Origin of the sequence: Actinacidiphila acididurans, from assembly GCF_016918855.1 — a bacterium.
In the GTDB taxonomy this organism is placed as follows: Bacteria; Actinomycetota; Actinomycetes; order Streptomycetales; family Streptomycetaceae; genus Actinacidiphila; species Actinacidiphila acididurans.
The window spans coordinates 168,937-186,296 of the sequence record NZ_JADKYB010000017.1; the positions used below are offsets into that span (position 1 = coordinate 168,937).

The following is a 17,360-nucleotide window of genomic DNA, read 5'->3' on the forward strand; positions in this document are numbered from 1 at the left end:
GGCGTGTCCCGGCGAGCGGTCACGATCACATTGCGACGGACTCGGCGCCGTTCAGATTCTTCGTCCCGTTTGAGAGCATCCCGTCAGCAAGTGGACGGGGGGGTGCTCATGACCGGATTCGTGCTGCTGCGGGTGCGCGCACACCGGTTGCTGCTGGCCGCCGCCCTGCTGACGGTGCTGCTCGCCACCTCGGTGCTGGCCACCTTCACCGCGTTCAGCGGCGCCATAGGCGACGCGGCCCTGCGCCGTACGCTGCGGCACCAGGCGGCCGGACAGGCCACGGTCGAGGTCCAGTCGTCGCTGTCCGGCGACCCGGCGCCCATGGACCGGGAACTGCGCCGCGTCCTGGGCGGCGCTTTCGGCGGCCTGCCAGCCGCTGTGCGCTCCTCGACGCGTTCCGGCCCGTACGGTCTGCCGCTCGCGCTGCGCCCGGCCGGCACCCCGCGCGGCGGCGACCCGGACCTGACCCTGCTGGCCACCTTCGACCGCGCGCGGCTGGTGCTGGCGGCCGGTGCCTGGCCGGCCCCGGCCGCTCCCGGGTCGGCGCCGGTGCAGGTGGCCGTTCCCGAGGCCGCGGCCCAGACGCTGGGGGTGCGGCCCGGCCGCACCCTGGTGCTGGCCAACCGGCTGGGCGGGCCCCCGCTCACCGTCCGCGTCACCGGCGTCTACCGGCCCCGCGACCGCACCGACCCGTACTGGCACCTGGACCCGCTGGCCGGGCGGGGCGTGCACACCGTGGCCTTCACCACCTACGGCCCGCTGCTGGCCGACCCCGCCGACTTCGCCTCGGGCCGCGTCGCGCCCGCCGAGATGTCCTGGCAGGCGACCGGTGACTTCCGCCGGATCACCACGACCCGGATGGGCACGGTGGCCGACTCCGTACGCGCCGCCCTTGCCACGATCAGCGACGACCAGGCCACCGCCGACGCCTCGGCGGCCAGCGGCCTGCCGGTGCTCGTGGACGACCTGCGCCGCAGCCTGCTCGTCACCCGCTCCACCCTGCTGATCGGCGCCCTCCAACTGGTGGTGCTGGCCGGCTTCGCGCTGCTGCTGGTGGCCCGGCTGCTGGCCGAGGAACGCGCCGGGGAGACCGCCCTGCTGCGCGCTCGTGGCGCCTCCCGGGTCCGGGTCGGGCGGCTGGCCGCGGCCGAGGCCCTGCTGCTGGCGATACCCGCCGCAATAGCGGCGCCTTTGCTGGCCGGACCGATCACCAGGCTGCTGGCCGGAACCGGCGCCATGGCGCGCACCGGCGCGTCCCTGGGCGCGGGCGCAACGGGCACGGCCTGGCTGGTGGCCGCCGTCACCGCCGCGGCCTGTGCGCTGGCCGTGATCGCGCCCGCCGTACGCACCACAGGCGGCGCCCCGGTACGGCGCACCAGGCGCCGCGCACTGCCCGCCGCAATAGGCGCGGGCGCCGACCTCGCCCTGGTGGCGGTCGCCGGGGTCGCGTACTGGCAGTTGCAGCGCCGCGCCTCGGGCAGCGGCGCCCTGAGCACCACCGCGAGCGGCGGCCTGGGCATCGACCCGGTGCTGGTGGCCGCGCCCGCACTGTGCCTGCTGGCCGGGACCGTGCTGGTGCTTCGGCTGCTGCCGCTGGCCGCCCGGCTCGGCGAACGCCGCGCCTCCCGCGGCCGCGGCCTGGCCTGGGCGCTGGCCGGCTGGCAACTGGCCCGCCGTCCCCGCCGCGGCGCGAGCGCCGCCCTGCTGCTGGTGCTGGCCGTCGCCATGGGCGTCTTCTCGATCGGCCAGGGAGCGAGCTGGGACCGCTCGCAGCGCGACCAGGCCGACTACGCGGTGGGCGCCGATGTGCGGGTGACCGGCATGACCACGCCGCCCTTCGGCCAGGCCGGGATCTTCGCCTCCGTCCCCGGCATCACCGCCGCCGCGCCCGCCACCCGCGACCAGATCCTCCTCACCCAGGAACGGCACGCCACCGTCCTGGCCATCGACACCGAACAGGCGGCGACCGCGATGCGGATGCGGCCGGACCTGGCCGGCGGCCGCAGCCTGGCGAGCCTGCTCGCGCCGCTGCGGGCGGGGGCGAACGGGGGTGGGGCTGCGGATTCACCCGGTGGCGGTTCACCCGGGGGTTCGCCGGGCGGCGGTACGGCGGGCGGCACGTCAGCAGCTACGTCCGGGGGTACGTCGTCGGCCGCGCCCTCCGGTGGGAGTCCGTCCCCGGCCGGCCCGGGCGCCGGCGCCTCCGGGGACACCGCCGGACTGCCGCTGCCGGCCGGCGCCCGTACCGTCACCTTCACCGCCTCCCTCGCCGTCACCGCGGGCACGGCCGTCCCAGGCCAGGAGGCCGACCACCTGAGCGCGGTGCTGACCGACGCCAATGGTGTCGACTACGACATGGTCCTCGGCGACCTTCCGCCCGACGGCCGCCCGCACCCCTTGGTGCTGGATCTGGGCGCCGCCGCTGGTACGGCCGGCGGCGCCCCCGCGGCCCCGCTGCGGATGGTCCGCCTCGACGCGGTGTACACGCTGCCCGACGCCGCCCAGGAGCACCGGCTCGTACTGTCCTCCGCCATGGTGACGGGCACGGACGGGACCTCGCGCCCCCTGGCGGCCGGCAAGGCGGCTCCCTGGTCCGCCACGGCCCTCTTCGACGACCCGACCCTCGGCGACCTGCCCGGCGGGAAGGACCCGTCGGTCACCGCCACCCGGGCGGGCGGTGCCGCGCTGCTCTCGGTGACCTTCCGCACCGGCTTCGAGCACATCGACCCCACCGCCTACCAGCAGCCGCCGACCGTGACCGTACGGGCCCGGCCGACCGCGCCGCCCGTACCGGTGCCCGCCGCGATCGCCACCGAGTCGTATCTGCGGGCGGTCGGCGCGAAGGTCGGGGACACCGTCCGCGTACAGATCAACGGGCTCAATACCACAGTGCGCATCATTGCGGCCGTCAAGGCCATTCCGGGCACAGGGGACACGGTGGCGGCACTGGACGGCTCGGCGCCGGCCCAGGACACGGGTTCCTCGAGCGGCGGGGCCGGGTCGGGCGGCGCTTCGGACCAGGGCCCGGACGCCGGGGACACGCCGGGGGCGAACGGCGGCGCCGCGGACAAGGACGCGGGCACGGTGCTGATCGACCTGCGCACGATGAACCGCCTCCTGGTGTCGCACAACGCGCTCCCGTTGCAGCCCACCGAGTGGTGGGTGGCGACCCGTCCCGGGGCCACGGCTCAGGTGGCCGCCGCGCTGCGGGCCCGTACCGACGTGGACACCGTGCTGGTCCGCGACGAGATGGCGGCCGAACTGCGGGGCGACCCGCTGGGCGCCGGGCCGCAGTCGGCGCTGCCCGCCGCCGTGGTGGCCGCCGCGGTGCTCGCCGCGGTCGGCTTCGCGGTCTCCGCGGTCGGCGCGATCCGCGAACGGACCGGTGAGTTCGCGGTGCTCCGCGCCCTGGGTGCGCCCCGCCGCAAGCTCGCCCGGATGATGGCCGCCGAGCAGGGCATTCTGGTGCTGATCTCGCTCGCGGTGGGGATCGGCCTGGGCACTGCGCTCACCCGCCTGGTGACGCCCTTGATCGTCCTGACGTCCTCCGCGGGGCGCCCCGTGCCGGACCTGCTGGTCGAACTTCCGCCCGGGCGCCTCGCCGAGCTTCTCGCGGCGGTGCTGGTCGTCCCCCTCCTGGTGGTGGCCGCCACCGCCCTGCGCCGCAACGACCCGGCAGCGGCACTGCGCCGCCAGGGGGAGGACTGATGACGGACACCCCGCTTTCGGGTGCGCCCGCCGCACCGGCGCCCGCTGCAACCGGTGTTCCCGGTCCGTCCGGTGCTTCCGGCGAGCCGCACCGGCCCGTCCGCCTGCCCTGGACCCGGATGCGGCTGCGGACCGCGCCGGGCGCCGCGCTCGCGACCTTCGCCCTGGTCATGGTCACCGCCTTCCTGGCCGCCGCGCTGCCGCGCGACGTGGACCGGTACGAGGACACCGCGGTGCGGCATGCCGTCGCCTCTGCGTCCCCCCGGGATCGTTCGGTGTCGCTCACCGACGACTACGATCCGGGCGCGGACCCGGGGGCGCCGTCCGTGCTGGACCCGGGGTTCTCGGACTCCGTCGAGCACACCTTCCTGACCCAACTGCGGCCGCCGCTACGGGTGCTGGCGGACCAGGTGGTCCACGGGGCGCGCACCGGCGCGGAGTCGGCCGTACCCGATCCGGAGCTGCCCCGTACCTCCCCGCACGCGCCTGCCGCCGACCTCGTCGCCCAGGCCGGACTCGCGTCCCACGTACGGGTGATGGCGGGGCGCCTTCCGCACGGTGTACCCGCCGGGCAGCAGTCGGCCGACCTCGAGGCGGCGATCACCCAGCGCACGGCGCAGGTGCTGCACCTGGCGGTCGGCCGGACCGTACACCTCCAGGGGAAGGCCGCGACTCCCGTGACGGTACGGATCTCCGGCATCCTCACGCCGCGCGACCCGGGATCGCTGTACTGGCACGAGGACACCGACCTGCTCGGGCCCACGTTGTCCGCGCCGCCCGCGGCGCCCGGCGACGACCCCAAGACATATTGGCACTTCACCCTGCTGGTGGACCGTACCGCCGCCGACTCGATGCCGCTGCTGGGCCAGGGCGCCACGCTGTACTGGCACCACCCGGTGGACGTGCCCGCGCTGGCCGCCCACTACGTGCCCGCGCTGCGCAGGGAACTGGCCTCCCTGGACAGCGGGCCGGCGGCCTCGGCCCTGCAACGGGCCACCGCCCCGGGCGTGCGGTTGACGGGCGGCTTCGGGACGGTGCTGGACACCTTCGCCGCGGAGCGTACCGCCGCGTCGCCACTGGTGCTGGTGGCGGCGGTCGGGGTGGGGACGGCGGCCCTTGCGGTGCTGCTCATGACGGGCGGCCTGGCCGCCGAGCGGCGCCGCGCCGAGCTGGTGCTGCTGCGGGCGCGGGGCGGTTCGCTGCTCGGGATCGCGGCGCGGCTGGCCGGCGAGACGGGCGCGGCGGCGGTGCCGGGCGCCGCGATCGGGGTGGCCCTGGCGCTGGCGCTGCTTCCGACCCAGCGGTGGGCGCTGCCGGTGCTGCTGGGCCTGGTCGCCATGGCGGCGGGCGCGCTGGCGCTGCCGTTGCGGGGAACGTGGGCGGTGCGGCGGATACGGCCCCCGGCGCGGCAGGACCTGGTGGTGGTACGTCCCTCGCGGCGCCGGCTGGTGCTGGAGCTGACCGTCGCCGTGCTGGTGGCGGGGGCGGTGGCGGCGCTGCGCACCCGTGGCACGGCCAACGGCTCCGACCCGTTCCTCGCCGCCGCTCCGGCGCTGGTCGCGGTGGCGGCGGCACTGATACTTCTGCGGGTCTACCCGCTGCCCCTGCGGCTGCTGGCCCGGCCGGCGAGCCGGCTGAACGGCGCCGTCACCCACTTGGGCCTGGCCCGCGCGGGCCGCTCCCCCGCGGCCGGGCAACTTCCGCTGCTGGCCCTGCTGGTGTCGCTCACGGTCGCCTCCTTCGGCGGGTCCGTGCTGGCCGGCATCGGCCACGGGCGGGACGAGGCGGCCAGGGTCACCGTGGGCGCGGACGCCCGGATCGACGGGCGGTTCGGCCTCGACCCGCGCCTGCCGGGCGAGGCACGGAAGGTGCCCGGCGTCGGGCAGGTGCTCGCCGTCCGGGTCGAGCAGAACGGTCCCTCAGGAAGCTTCCCGGTGCCGTACGCGGTGGTGATCGTGGACCCGACGGCGTACGCCCGGCTCACCCACGCCATCGGCCTTCCGGCCCTCCCTGCGGCGGCACTCGGCGGGAGCGTCGCCGGGCAGGCGCCACTGCCCGCGGTGGTCTCGCCGCGGATCGCCGCCGCGCTCGGCCGGTCCCCGGCGCCGCTGACCACGGGAGTCGGGACCGACGACATCCGCGTGGCGGGAGTGCTGCCGACGACACCGGCCACGCCGGGGCAGGACTTCGTGATCCTGTCCGCGCGCCAGCTGAACGGCCGGCATCCGGACCTGGCCCCGTACGTCCAGTACTCGGGCCCCAGCACGCTGCTCGCCATGAACGCGCCCGGCCGGCGGATCGACGGCCCCGCGTTGCGCGGGCTGGCGCGCGGGAGCACGACCTTCGCGTCGGTGCTGCTGCGCGGTGAGCAGCGCGCGGCCCTGGCGGACAGCCCCCTCCAGCACGGGGCGCACGAGGTCTATCTGACGGCGATCGCCGCGGCCGCCTGCTACAGCGCACTGGCGTTGCTGCTGTCGCTGCTCCAGGCCGCGCCGTCGCGCACGACCCTCCTGGCCCGGCTCCGCACGATGGGCATGACCCGCCGCCAGGCGCGGCGGCTGGTGCTGCTGGAGATGCTGCCGCAGGCGCTGCTCGCGGCGGTGGGCGGCGTGCTGGTCGGGCTGGCCGTGATCCCCTTGCTGCGGCCGGGGATCGATCTGCGCGCCCTGGCCTTCGGGACCGGCGCCGCGGGCGCTCCGGCCCCGGTGCCGGCCGGCTTCGCTCCCGGCCTGCGGGCCGATCCCTGGTCCCTCGCCCTGCCCTCGGCGGGGCTGCTCGTCCTGGCCTGTGCGGTGCTGCTGGCGCAGGTGTGGGTGAGCGGACGGCGTCGTGAGAGTAAGGAACTGAGAGTGGGTGACCGGGCATGAGCGGGGCGGATGTGCGGGGCGGGGCGGGTGCCGCGGGTGAGCCGGTGGGGGCGGGCGGCGGTACGGGGCCGGCCTCGAGTGGGGGGCCGGGTACGGGCGCGGGTGCAGCGGGTGCGGACGGGGCGCAAGGGGCCGGTACGCGCCCGGACGCGGCGGAGGCGGCGGAGGCGGCGGAGGCGGCGGAGGCTCGGGGTTCTGGCGAACCGGGCGTGGGGCAGGCCGCGCACGCCGTACCGCCTACCCGGGAGGCCGGTCAGGTGCCGTCCCCGCGCAGCCTGGCGGAACTGGAGCGGCGGGTGGCGGAGGAGCGCGACCGCCCTGCCTATGGCGACGACGCCCTGATCAGCTGCGACCGGCTGGTCCGTATCTTCACCGCCGACGGGGTCGAGGTCCAAGCGCTCCAGGGCCTGGACCTGCTGGTCACCAGGGGTGAGCTGATGGCCCTGGTGGGCGCGTCGGGCAGCGGCAAGTCCACGCTGCTCAACATCCTCGCCGGGCTCGACGTGCCGACCGCCGGGGCGGCCCGGGTGGACGGCTACGACCTGCTGGCCATGGACGCCAAGGCCCGGCTGAGCTACCGCCGGGAGGTGGTCGGCTTCGTCTGGCAGCAGACGGCCCGGAACCTGCTCCCGTACCTGACGGCCGCCCAGAACGTGGTCCTGCCCATGCAACTCGCCGGTCGCGGCGGCCGACGCGCCCGCCGGGCCCGGGCCGCCCGGGCCGGTGAACTGCTCACCATGCTCGGGGTCGGCCACTGCCACGACCGCCGCCCGGTCCAGATGTCCGGCGGCGAGCAGCAGCGCGCCGCGATCGCGGTCGCCCTCGCCAACAACCCCTCGGTGATCCTGGCCGACGAGCCCACCGGCGAACTCGACTCCGCCACCGCCGAACAGGTCTTCGCCGCCTTCCGCACCGCCAACGAGGAACTCGGCACCACCGTCGTCGTGGTCACCCACGACCACGCGGTCGCCGACGCGGTGCGCCGCACGGTGGCCATCCGCGACGGCCGGACCGCATCCGAGGTGGTCCGCCACACCCATGTGGACGAGCACGGCCAGGAGTCCTCGGTCGCCCGCGAGTACGCCACCGTCGACCGGGCCGGCCGCCTGCAACTCCCCCGCGACTACACCGAGGCCCTGGACATCCGCGCCCGCGTCCTGCTCGAACTCGAACCCGACCACATCCAGGTCTGGCCCGACACGCCGCCGGAGCAGCCGCGCCCCTGATCCCGCGGGCCAGGTGCTTCTTCGGTACGTCCGACCGGGGTCGTACGGTCAGGGAACGCCGTCAGGCCGGGGGCGTCGCCGAGCCCGGGGGCGTCGTCAGGCCGGGGACACCGTCAGTCCGGCGGCCGCCGAACGCGTGCGTACCGCCACCGATCCGTACCCGGTACGAAGGCGCACCCACGCCCCCGCGGTCAGCACCGCCACCGTGTCCTCGCCGCCCGGCGGCACCCGCAGGAAGCCGAGCGCGTAGGCCGCGTGCACCACCCGCAGGCTCACCCCGCCGTACTGCCGCTCCCACAGTTCCTCGGCCAGGGCGTCCAGTTCGCTGCGGGTCCGCCGCTCCTGCGGCAGTGCCTCGGTGCGGGCCCGGAACTCCGCCACGACCTGCGCCGCGATCGCCCGGACCCCGGGCCCGGGTAGCTCCCCGGTCCGCTGCCAGCCGGCGCGCGGCGGCAGCACGCCGGCCCAGGACGGCCCGGTCACCGATCCGGGCATCCCGAACGCGCCGCCCTGCTCACCGGCCGCGACCACCGCGTCGAGCAACTGCCCGGCCGACACGGTCGCGTCCACCGCGGCCTCGACCGCGTCGCCGCCGAGCGCGACGGCCTTGATCGCGAGCACGCCCCCGAACGGCGGCTGCCCGAACACCCCCAGCGCGGGTTCACCGGAAGCCGAGCGCAGCCGTACCGCCGCGGCCCGGTCCCACTTCAGCAGCCGGCCCAGGAAGGCGGCGAGCTCCTCCGCCGCCTCCCCGGGGCCCGCCACCGTGCCCGTCTCGAACGCCAGCACCGTCATGCCGCCACGGCCTCGTCCCGGTACTGCTCCAGGAAGGCCTTCTCCTCCGCGGTGATCCGCCGCGGCCGCTGCTGCGACAGGTTGTACGGCACCACGACGGTGGACGCCCGCGCGTACAGCGTCCCGGGGTCCTTCACCTCGTACCCGAGGGTCAGGGACGCCGCGGTGATGTCGGTCACCCACGTGTCGATGGTCACCGGCTCGTGCCGGTGGACCAGCGGGCGCAGATAGTCGATCTCGTGCCGGGCCACCACCGAACCGCCGTCGAAGGTCGCGCTGCCCTCCCGCGAGCCAAGGCGGAACATGAAGTCGATCCGCGCCTCCTCCAGGTAACGGAGGAACGCCACATTGTTGATGTGGCCGTACGCGTCCATGTCCGCCCACCGCAGGGGGCAGGCGTAGACGTGGCGTGCCATCAGCCGCGGGTGAGCTTGCGGTAGGTGGCGCGGTGCGGCCGCGCCGCGTCCGGGCCGAGCCGGTCCACCTTGTTCTTCTCGTACGACTCGAAGTTGCCCTCGAACCAGAACCACTTCGACTCGCCCTCGTAGGCCAGGATGTGCGTGGCCACCCGGTCCAGGAACCACCGGTCGTGGGAGACCACCACTGCCGCGCCCGGGAACTCCAGCAGCGCGTTCTCCAGCGACGACAGCGTCTCGACGTCGAGGTCGTTGGTCGGCTCGTCGAGCAGCAGCAGGTTGCCGCCCTGCTTGAGGGTCAGCGCCAGGTTGAGCCGGTTGCGCTCACCGCCGGACAGCACCCCGGCCGGCTTCTGCTGGTCCGGGCCCTTGAAGCCGAACGCCGACACGTACGCCCGCGACGGCATCTCCACCTGGCCGACGTTGATGTAGTCCAGCCCGTCCGAGACGACCTGCCACAACGTCTTCTTCGGGTCGATGTTGGACCGGCCCTGGTCGACGTACGAGATCTTCACCGTCTCGCCGACCTTGATGGTGCCCGCGTCCGGCTGCTCCAGGCCCTGGAGCATCTTGAACAGCGTGGTCTTGCCGGCGCCGTTGGGGCCGATCACCCCGACGATGCCGTTGCGCGGCAGCGTGAACGACAGGTCGTCGATCAGCACCTTCTCGCCGAACGCCTTCGACAGGTGCTCGACCTCGATCACGGTCGAGCCCAGCCGCGGGCCCGGCGGGATCTGGATCTCCTCGAAGTCCAGCTTCCGCATCTTCTCCGCCTCGGCGGCCATCTCCTCGTACCGCGCCAGGCGGGCCTTGGACTTGGCCTGCCGCCCCTTGGCGTTGGAGCGGACCCACTCCAGCTCTTCCTTGAGGCGCTTTTGCCGCTTGGCGTCCTTCTGGCCCTCGACCTTCAGCCGCGCCGACTTGTTCTCCAGGTACGTGGAGTAGTTGCCCTCGTACGGAATGGCCCGGCCGCGGTCCAGCTCCAGGATCCACTGCGCCACGTTGTCCAGGAAGTACCGGTCGTGGGTGACGGCGACCACCGTGCCCTGGTACTTCGCCAGGTGCTGCTCCAGCCACTGCACGGACTCGGCGTCCAGGTGGTTGGTGGGCTCGTCCAGCAGCAGCAGGTCGGGGGCCTCCAGCAGCAGCTTGCACAGGGCGACCCGGCGCCGCTCGCCACCGGACAGGGTGGTCACCGGCCAGTCCCCGGGCGGGCAGCCCAGCGCGTCCATGGCCTGCTCCAGCTGGGCGTCCAGGTCCCACGCGTCCGCGTGGTCGAGCTGCTCCTGCAGCTTGCCCATCTCGTCCAGCAGCTCGTCGGAGTAGTCCGTCGCCATCTGCTCGGCGATCTCGTTGAACCGGTCCAGCTTCGCCTTGGTCTCCGCGACGCCGTCCTGCACGTTCTCCAGCACGGTCTTGGAGTCGTCCAGCGGCGGCTCCTGCAGCAGCATCCCCACGCTGTAGCCCGGGCTCAAAAACGCGTCGCCGTTCGACGGCTGCTCCAGCCCCGCCATGATCTTCAGCACGGTGGACTTACCGGCGCCGTTCGGGCCGACCACACCGATCTTCGCACCCGGCAGGAAGCTCAGCGTCACATCATCGAGGATGACCTTGTCGCCGTGCGCCTTGCGCGTCTTGCGCATCGTGTAGATGTACTCAGCCAAGAGAAACCGTCCGGCAGTCGAGAAGGGCCAATGTGCGGCTCCACCCCGTGAGGGCAGATACACCCCATCTTGCCAGCCGTCCACCCAGCGGGGCGAATGACTACATGGTCGCCTCGCCCCGCCCCCACTGACCTGCACCCGACCGCGTCACCCGTCCGGGCTGCCCGACCCCACTGTGCCGGGCTGCACCCGGCAGGGCGGATGACTGGGTCACCCTCCCCGCCGGGCCCCTTTCGGGGGCGTCCGGAGTGTTACGAGGCGCCGGAGCTCTTCTTGCGGCGGAAGAAGAAGACCGCGCCGCCGCCGACCACAACCAGCGCGGCCGCTATGCCCGCGATCACCGGGGTGGCGCTGCTGCTACCGGTCTCGGCCAGGTTCCCGCCGCCGGCGGTGGTGCCGCTGGTGGTGGCCGGGGAGGTGGCGGGGCTGGGCTGGTTGCCGGGCGCCGACGGGCTCGGCGTGGTGGCCGTCCTGCAGTCGAGCACGCCCTGGAACGTCTTCACGGTCTTGTCCGGCAGCGTGATGTCGATCCGGTACTTCTGGTCCTCGGCGACCGGTACGGTGACCGTCTGCGACTTCCCGGGCGCGATCGTGTACGTCCTGCCCTCGAGCCGGAACGTGAATCCCTCGTCGCCCTGGTTGGACGCCGTCACGTCCACCCCGTTCTTCGCGCAGTCCACCTGGGCGGACAGGGCCGGTATCGCGCCCTTCCTGGCCCACGATGCGGTCGCCGAGGCGGTCACGTCGGTGCTGTCCGACCCGGCGAGGATCTGCGTCTGGCTGGGGGTGCCCTTGTCGTTGGTGCCGGTGAAGGCCCGGCCGATCGGCACCGTGGTGGAGGCGGTCACGGTCAGCGAGGTGCTGCCGTCGGGCGTACCGGCCGGTATGTCGATGTAGAGCTCGGCGCCGTCCTTCACCTCGGTGACCGGCTTGCCCTGGGCGTCGACGAGCTTGGCGCCGGAGGGGGCACTCGCGGCCAGTTCGGGTCGGGCGGTGGTGGCCGTGGTGTGGACGGTGACCGGGCCGAGCCGGTCGCCGGACTTGCCGGAGACGGCCGCGGGGGTGAGGGTCAGCGAGGCGGCGGGCTCGGCGACGGCCACGGCCGTGTTGTAGAGGTACTCGGCGAGTTGTTCGGCCGCCGGGTCCTTGGCCTTGACGTCCACGCCGTCGCTGTACCGCCAGATGGCCACCTGCGTGCCGGCTGCGGCGGTCTTCTTCGTCAGCGGTCCCGCGTGGGCCGCCTTCGCCAGCGCGTCGAGGTCGCTCACCTGCGGGAACGAGTGCTGCAGGATCCAGTCGATCTTTCCGGCGCCGGCCCGGTCCTTGCCCGGCGCATACAGCGAGGTCGCCGACCAGGGCACCTCGTGGTACTGCGCGTGGTCCTGGGTTCCGTTGTGGAAGTCGATGCAGTAGGTGAGGATGCTGCCGCCGCTGTCCAGGTTCATCCGGAACAGGCCGGCGATCTCACCGTGCGTCGATCCGTTCTCAGTCACGACGGCCTGGTCGGACAGGCCCGGCACGATGCCGTCGATCGTCGCCGTCGCCCCGCTCGACGACGGCTGTGTGCCGTCGTCGGCGGTGGCGGGCCCCGCGGCGGTCATGGCCCCCGCCGCGAGGAGACCGGCGGCGACACCGGCCGCCGCGAGGCGGGCAGCGGTGCGTCTGGTGGTCTTGAACATGATTTCCCCTCCGGGCGAGGCACGCGGTCGGATGAGGGTGTGGCCTCGCCAGCAGTTATGAGCCCCCGTGCACACGAACGTCGAAATCCTAGGAATCACCCGTCACAGGGCTACCATCGGGACCCCCACGAGCCCGATTCGAATCCCAACCGTTACGTGTCCACGGGCATGTTTCCGGGATTGTCGACAAATCCCTGGCGGCCTCGTCCCATGAAATGCCGCCGAATGCGGATACTCCCGGTCCCGTCAGGACACCACCGCCGTTTCGGCCATCGACAGGGCCCCGAGCTCCGGCCGCAGCAGGGCAGTTGAGGACGCGCGGGTGAACCGGCTGACGCCGCGCGACAGATCGTGGCCGATCGCGTTGGCCTCGATCTCCGCACTGACGTAGCGCCGACCGTCCTTCTCGTCCTCACGAACCCTCAGCCGCCCCTGCACGACGAGTGGTTCACCGAGTCCCACCGACTCCTTGACGTTGCCCGCGAGGGTCCGCCAGGCCCGGACCGTATAGAAACTCGTGGGCCCGTCGGTCCACGCCCCGCGTTCCGTGTCGTACCGCCGCGTGGTGGTCGCCAGCCGGAATCGGGTGACCGCCAGACCGGTCGCGGTCACGGTGGTCTCGGGCTCGGTGGCGACATTTCCCACCACGGTCACCAGGGTCTCGTTCATGGCACTGTCCTTCCTCGTCCGTGCGTTCCCGTGCGGAACGCGACAGGACCATCGTGCGGGAATTCGAGTGCTTCCGAAGAAACAGGATGGAATCTGTGGATAACCCACCACTTGTGGATAACTCCGTCACTCGTGTGAGTGAGAATCGGAGCCGGAGAGTTTGGTGGACCCGGAACGGTACGGCCCGGGAACGACCCCGGCGACGACCGCGTAATGCTCTCTGACCTCTCTGTACCGCATGAGTTCGGCGGCCACGGGTTCCAGGACCAGGGCCCGGCCGCAGCCGGCCGCGGCATCGCGCAGTCGGCGTTCGGCGGCCTGTCCGTGTCGCCGTGCCGGTCCGCGTGCCGCCGTCCGGCAGGTCCAGGTGGTCAGCGGTCCACCCAGGCCCCCGACGGTGATCATGGCCAGTGAGGACCACCAGGCCAGGCCGAGCAGCCCCGCGGCCGTGACGAGCAGGCAGATCCCGCCGGCCAGCGCGAGCACGACCAGGGCCCACTGGACGGCCCGGGCCACCGCCCACCAGCCGGGGCGGTCGGGTGGTGCGGGCCGGGCCTGCGATGCCGCTTCGTCCAGCGCCGCCGGCAGTTCCTCCGCCCCGCGCCGCGCGGTCTCGCCCACCGCCCGGGCCCACGGCGCGGGCAGCCCGCGGGAGGCGTCGGCGACCAGCCCGCGCACCGCCTCGTCGACCGCCGCGCGGGACGCCGAAGGCCCGCCGGCCTGGGCCGGAAGCCGCCCGGGAGCATTCCGGCCGGACCGACCCCGTGTCCGCCGAACGGGTGAAACCTCGATCACGGACCGCATTGGGGAACAACTGTCCGTGACCGTCCGTTGTCCCATCAGTCGACCCCACGGCGTGCCGCAGACGTCCCATGCGGCACCGGCCCAGTCCCTTTCCGCGGACTGACCGATCGCGGACGCGCCCACGGCGTCCGCGAGCCGGTCGATGAACTCCTCACGCGCCGGTTCGGTGAGCCCGGCGCCGCCCTCGCCCACGTAGAGGGGCCGGAGCCCGCTCGCCGCACGGTCCAGATCAGCCACGAGCCGCCGTCCCACCGCGGCGCGCTGGCCGACGATCCGGGCCAGCGCGGCCCGCACCTCCGGCACGCCCTGCCCGGTGAGAGCGGAAGCGGCGAGCACGACGGCACCGCTGTCGCCGTGCTCGCCGACCGCGAGGCCGTCCTCGTCGAGGAGCCGTCGCAGATCGTCGAGGACCAGGTCGGCCGCTTCGCCGGGCAGCCGGTCGGCCTGATTGAGCACGAGCACGGTGACATCCGCGTGTCCCGCCATGGCACGCAGATAGCGCTCGTGCAGGACGTGGTCGGCGTACTTCTCCGGGTCCACCACCCACACGACGACGTCGACCAGCCGCAGCAGGCGGTCCACCTGCTCGCGGTGTCCGGCCGCGGCCGAGTCGTGGTCCGGCAGGTCCAGCAGCACAAGCCCGTCGAGGCTTTGATCCTCGACCCCCGCGAGGCCGCCACCGTCCTCCCGGGCGTCACCAACTGAAGAGAGTGCAAAGTCCGGGCCCCCCTCCGGTACGTCCGGGGCACCGTACCGGACGTGCCGGTCCCGGGGGGCGATGCCGAGCCGGTCCAGCAGGGCAGCGGCCGGCTCCGGCTGCCAGGAGCAGGCCACCGGCCGGGCGGTGGTGGGCCGCCGCACCCCCGTCTCGGAGAGCGCCCGTCCCGTCAGGGCGTTGAAGAGCGTGGACTTGCCACTGCCGGTGGCTCCGGCCAGGGCCACCACGGTGTGGGACGACGACAGTCTGCGGCGCTCGCCCATCCGGGCCAGCAGTTCACCGCCCTCGGCGAGGTCGTCCGCTCCGATCCGGGTCCTGGACAGGCCGAGCAGTTCGCCCAGGGCGTCGGCCCGGACGGACAGCGGGTCGGCCGACGGTTCGGCGGCACTCCCCCGGGTGCCGTCGGCCGTTCCGGCCGGGGACGAGGGGCTTGCGGTCACGCGATCACCTCTCCTTGTGGTCCCTGTACTCCCGGTAGTCCCCGAAGTGGCCGAGATCGCCGAAGTCCCTGTGTTCCCGGTGCAGTACGGACAGGGCGGCGATCAGCGAGGACTGCTGGGCCGCGGTCACGTCGCAGTCCTCGACCGGGGCCAGCCGGCGGTCGCGCTCGCGGCGCAGCACATCGGCCACGGCCTGGTCGAGGCGGGCTCGTGCGGCGTCCACGAGATCGACGGCCCGCTGGGCGCCGACGGTCTCGGCGAGCTGCTCCCCGGCGGCCGCGCCGTGCCGGGCGCCGAGCAGGGCGGTGGCCAGCAGGGCGGCCCGGTGCCCGGCGGCCGCGGGCGGGCGGGCGCCGTGGCGGCGGCCCGGGTTCCCGGGGCGGGTGAGGGCGGTGAGCTCACGCCGCCAGGCCCGTACACCCTTGTCGATGCGTGCCGCCACCGCGACCCGGTCCCGGTCGGGGCGGGCGGTGGGATCGGCCAGGAGTCCGGCGCCGGCCGGGTCGTGCCGCCATGCCTCGGCGATGCGTTCGTCGGCGGCGTCGGTGTGCGCCCGCAGCAGGGCGGCGAGTTCTTCGGCGAGGGCGTGCAGGAGGGCGCCGGGTCCGGCCGCGGGATAGCCGTGCCAGTACGCCAGGGCCTCCCCCGCCAGGGGGGTGCCGGCGCGGATCGCGGTGTCCACTGCGGTGGCGGCCTGTGCGTAGGAGTACTCGACGGTGCGGGCGAGCCGGAGGGCGGCGGCGTGCTGGGCGGCGGAGGCGGAGGCGAGCGCGGGCAGCCTGGTGCGCAGCGAGGCCAGGGTGCCGGCCGCGGTGCGGCGGGCGGCCTGGCGGCGGGCGGCGGGGTCCTCGGCACAGTGCGTCAGCCAGGCGCGCAGGCCGGCGACGGTGGTCTGCGGGAGCAGGCCGCCGCCGCCCGTGGACTCGGGAAGTTCGGGGACGGTGAAGCGGGGTACGTCGCCTAGGCCGGCGTCGGCGAGCAGGGCGGCGTACTGCAGGCCGACCTCGGCGACGACCTGGTGGGGGACCCGGTCCAGGACGGTGGCGAGGGTGACGTCGTACTCCTTGGCCGTCCGCAGCAGGTGCCAGGGCAGGGCGTCGGCGTACCGAGTGGCGGTGGTGACCATGATCCAGATGTCGGCGGCGCAGATGAGTTCGGCGGCCAGTTCGCGGTTGCGGGTCACCAGCGAGTCGATGTCGGGCGCGTCGAGCAGGGCGAGGCCGCGAGGAAGGGAGTCGTCGGTCTCCAGGCGCATTTCGGGCCGGGTGGATTCCGGCCGGTCGTGGCCGTCCCCGCCGGCCCGGGACCGCTGGCGGACCGCCCAAGTACGCGTGAGGCGGGGCAGAATGCGGGGGTCGGCAAACCAGGCGTGGTCCTCGGGGTGACAGACGAGAACGGGGGTGCGGGTGGTGGGCCGAAGAACACCGGAGGGACTCACGCGGCGGCCCAGGATCGAATTGACAAGCGTCGATTTTCCTGCTCCGGTGGATCCTCCGACGACGGCGAGCAGCGGAGCCTCCGGGGTCGCCAGCCGGGGCAGCAGATAGTCCTCGAGCTGGCTGAGAAGCTCCTGCTGGGTACGACGGGCCCGGACGGCACCGGGTAGCGGGAAGGGGAAGCGTGCGGCATCGACACGGTCACGTAGCGCGGACAGCGCGTCTAGCAGCTCAGGCCGTACGTCCAAGATCACCACAATGGCACAATGCCCGATATTGTGGCGTTTTTGAAGCTTATTCTGCGTAATTACCCTATTCAGCCCGCCCAATGCTCCAATGGGGCTGACGGGGACCAGGGGACAGAATGAGCCATCGCCATAACAAGTGCACAACAGCAGCATTTCGACGTGTCAAAAGCCGTGCGCCTTCAGCACCTGCCTGCGATTATCGGACCGCTTCACCGAACCTCCACATCGTGTCACGCAGGTGAAGCACCCGGCAGCGGGCACGTGCCGCCCTATCCTTGACCCCGGTACGAGGTCATGGCAGCAACCCAGGGGCGGAGACAGCCGCGGCCACTGTCCGGCCCCCGTAGCTCAGTGGATAGAGCAGGCGCCTTCTAAGCGCTTGGCCGCAGGTTCGAGTCCTGCCGGGGGCACTGCCGCCCGACCGGGTTGTCCGGGCCTCTGCCCCGGGCGGAGAAACCGCAGGTCAGGAGCTTATCACCAGCCCTGACCAGGGACCGGCGCAGTTCCGGGCGGCCGACCCGGGCCCGCGCGGCGTTGTTCGGACGAGGCGGCCGAAAACCGCCGCCCTTAGCTGGTCGGCCCGCATGCGCCCCGCGAATCGCCGGACGGTCAGCAGCCCGCCCGCGGCATCACCCATTGGCGGGGACCGGCGAAGGCGCCCGGGCAGCGGCGTGATGGCCTGACGGTACG

Annotated in this window: 10 protein-coding genes and 1 tRNA gene; 4 read left to right on the forward strand and 7 right to left on the reverse strand. The window is 73.8% G+C overall.

The features are described 5' to 3' along the window. The first annotated feature begins 108 nt into the window (after positions 1 to 108). From ITX44_RS42335 to ITX44_RS28285, 3 genes are all read left to right on the forward strand, one after another. Positions 109 to 3,708, forward strand: a complete 3,600-nt coding sequence (locus tag ITX44_RS42335; protein WP_205360309.1) for an FtsX-like permease family protein — start codon at positions 109 to 111, stop codon at positions 3,706 to 3,708. After that, a complete protein-coding gene (locus tag ITX44_RS28280; RefSeq protein ID WP_236061830.1) occupies positions 3,708 to 6,575 on the forward strand; it encodes an ABC transporter permease in 2,868 nt (955 codons plus the stop codon). The genes ITX44_RS42335 and ITX44_RS28280 overlap by 1 nt, the downstream gene beginning before the upstream one ends. Before the next feature lie 257 nt (positions 6,576 to 6,832). Beyond that, positions 6,833 to 7,801 (forward strand): ABC transporter ATP-binding protein, encoded by a 969-nt coding sequence (locus tag ITX44_RS28285; protein WP_205360311.1) that lies wholly within the window; start codon positions 6,833 to 6,835, stop codon positions 7,799 to 7,801. 96 nt (positions 7,802 to 7,897) lie between these two features. On the opposite strand, the gene ITX44_RS28290 is transcribed toward ITX44_RS28285, so the two are convergent. From ITX44_RS28290 to ITX44_RS28320, 7 genes are all read right to left on the reverse strand, one after another. Continuing rightward, on the reverse strand, positions 7,898 to 8,596 hold the full coding sequence (locus tag ITX44_RS28290; protein WP_205360313.1) for a DUF8185 domain-containing protein: 699 nt from the start codon (positions 8,594 to 8,596) through the stop codon (positions 7,898 to 7,900). Beyond that, complete coding sequence (locus tag ITX44_RS28295; RefSeq protein ID WP_205360315.1) at positions 8,593 to 9,012, reverse strand: acyl-CoA thioesterase; 420 nt, start codon at positions 9,010 to 9,012, stop codon at positions 8,593 to 8,595. The genes ITX44_RS28290 and ITX44_RS28295 overlap by 4 nt, the downstream gene beginning before the upstream one ends. Next, a complete protein-coding gene (gene ettA, locus ITX44_RS28300; RefSeq protein ID WP_205360317.1) occupies positions 9,012 to 10,676 on the reverse strand; it encodes an energy-dependent translational throttle protein EttA in 1,665 nt (554 codons plus the stop codon). The genes ITX44_RS28295 and ettA overlap by 1 nt, the downstream gene beginning before the upstream one ends. Positions 10,677 to 10,927: 251 nt before the next feature. Further along, positions 10,928 to 12,355: an LAETG motif-containing sortase-dependent surface protein gene (locus ITX44_RS28305; protein WP_205360320.1), complete on the reverse strand. Its 1,428-nt coding sequence runs from the start codon at positions 12,353 to 12,355 to the stop codon at positions 10,928 to 10,930. Positions 12,356 to 12,601: 246 nt separating this feature from the next. Further along, the gene (gene ssb / locus ITX44_RS28310) at positions 12,602 to 13,024 is read right to left on the reverse strand and encodes a single-stranded DNA-binding protein (RefSeq protein ID WP_205360322.1); all 423 of its coding nucleotides are present in this window, start codon (positions 13,022 to 13,024) and stop codon (positions 12,602 to 12,604) included. A 126-nt stretch (positions 13,025 to 13,150) separates the two neighbouring features. After that, entirely contained in the window at positions 13,151 to 14,986 is a 1,836-nt protein-coding gene (locus ITX44_RS28315) for a GTPase (RefSeq protein ID WP_307795525.1), read from the reverse strand. Between the two features lie 4 nt (positions 14,987 to 14,990). Then, on the reverse strand, positions 14,991 to 16,670 hold the full coding sequence (locus ITX44_RS28320; protein ID WP_205360324.1) for a dynamin family protein: 1,680 nt from the start codon (positions 16,668 to 16,670) through the stop codon (positions 14,991 to 14,993). A 337-nt stretch (positions 16,671 to 17,007) separates the two neighbouring features. On the opposite strand from ITX44_RS28320, the gene ITX44_RS28325 reads away from it, so the two are divergent. Next, positions 17,008 to 17,080 (forward strand) — tRNA-Arg (locus ITX44_RS28325). Positions 17,081 to 17,360 lie beyond the last annotated feature (280 nt).

What these genes read in the sequence shown, in the direction of transcription:
- ITX44_RS42335 (WP_205360309.1), top strand. Translation starts at nt 109, where the DNA reads ATGACCGGATTCGTGCTGCTGCGGGTGCGCGCACACCGGTTGCTGCTG.
- ITX44_RS28280 (WP_236061830.1), top strand. Translation starts at nt 3,708, where the DNA reads ATGACGGACACCCCGCTTTCGGGTGCGCCCGCCGCACCGGCGCCCGCT.
- ITX44_RS28290 (WP_205360313.1), bottom strand. Translation starts at nt 8,596, where the DNA reads ATGACGGTGCTGGCGTTCGAGACGGGCACGGTGGCGGGCCCCGGGGAG.
- ITX44_RS28295 (WP_205360315.1), bottom strand. Translation starts at nt 9,012, where the DNA reads ATGGCACGCCACGTCTACGCCTGCCCCCTGCGGTGGGCGGACATGGAC.
- ITX44_RS28305 (WP_205360320.1), bottom strand. Translation starts at nt 12,355, where the DNA reads ATGTTCAAGACCACCAGACGCACCGCTGCCCGCCTCGCGGCGGCCGGT.
- ssb (WP_205360322.1), bottom strand. Translation starts at nt 13,024, where the DNA reads ATGAACGAGACCCTGGTGACCGTGGTGGGAAATGTCGCCACCGAGCCC.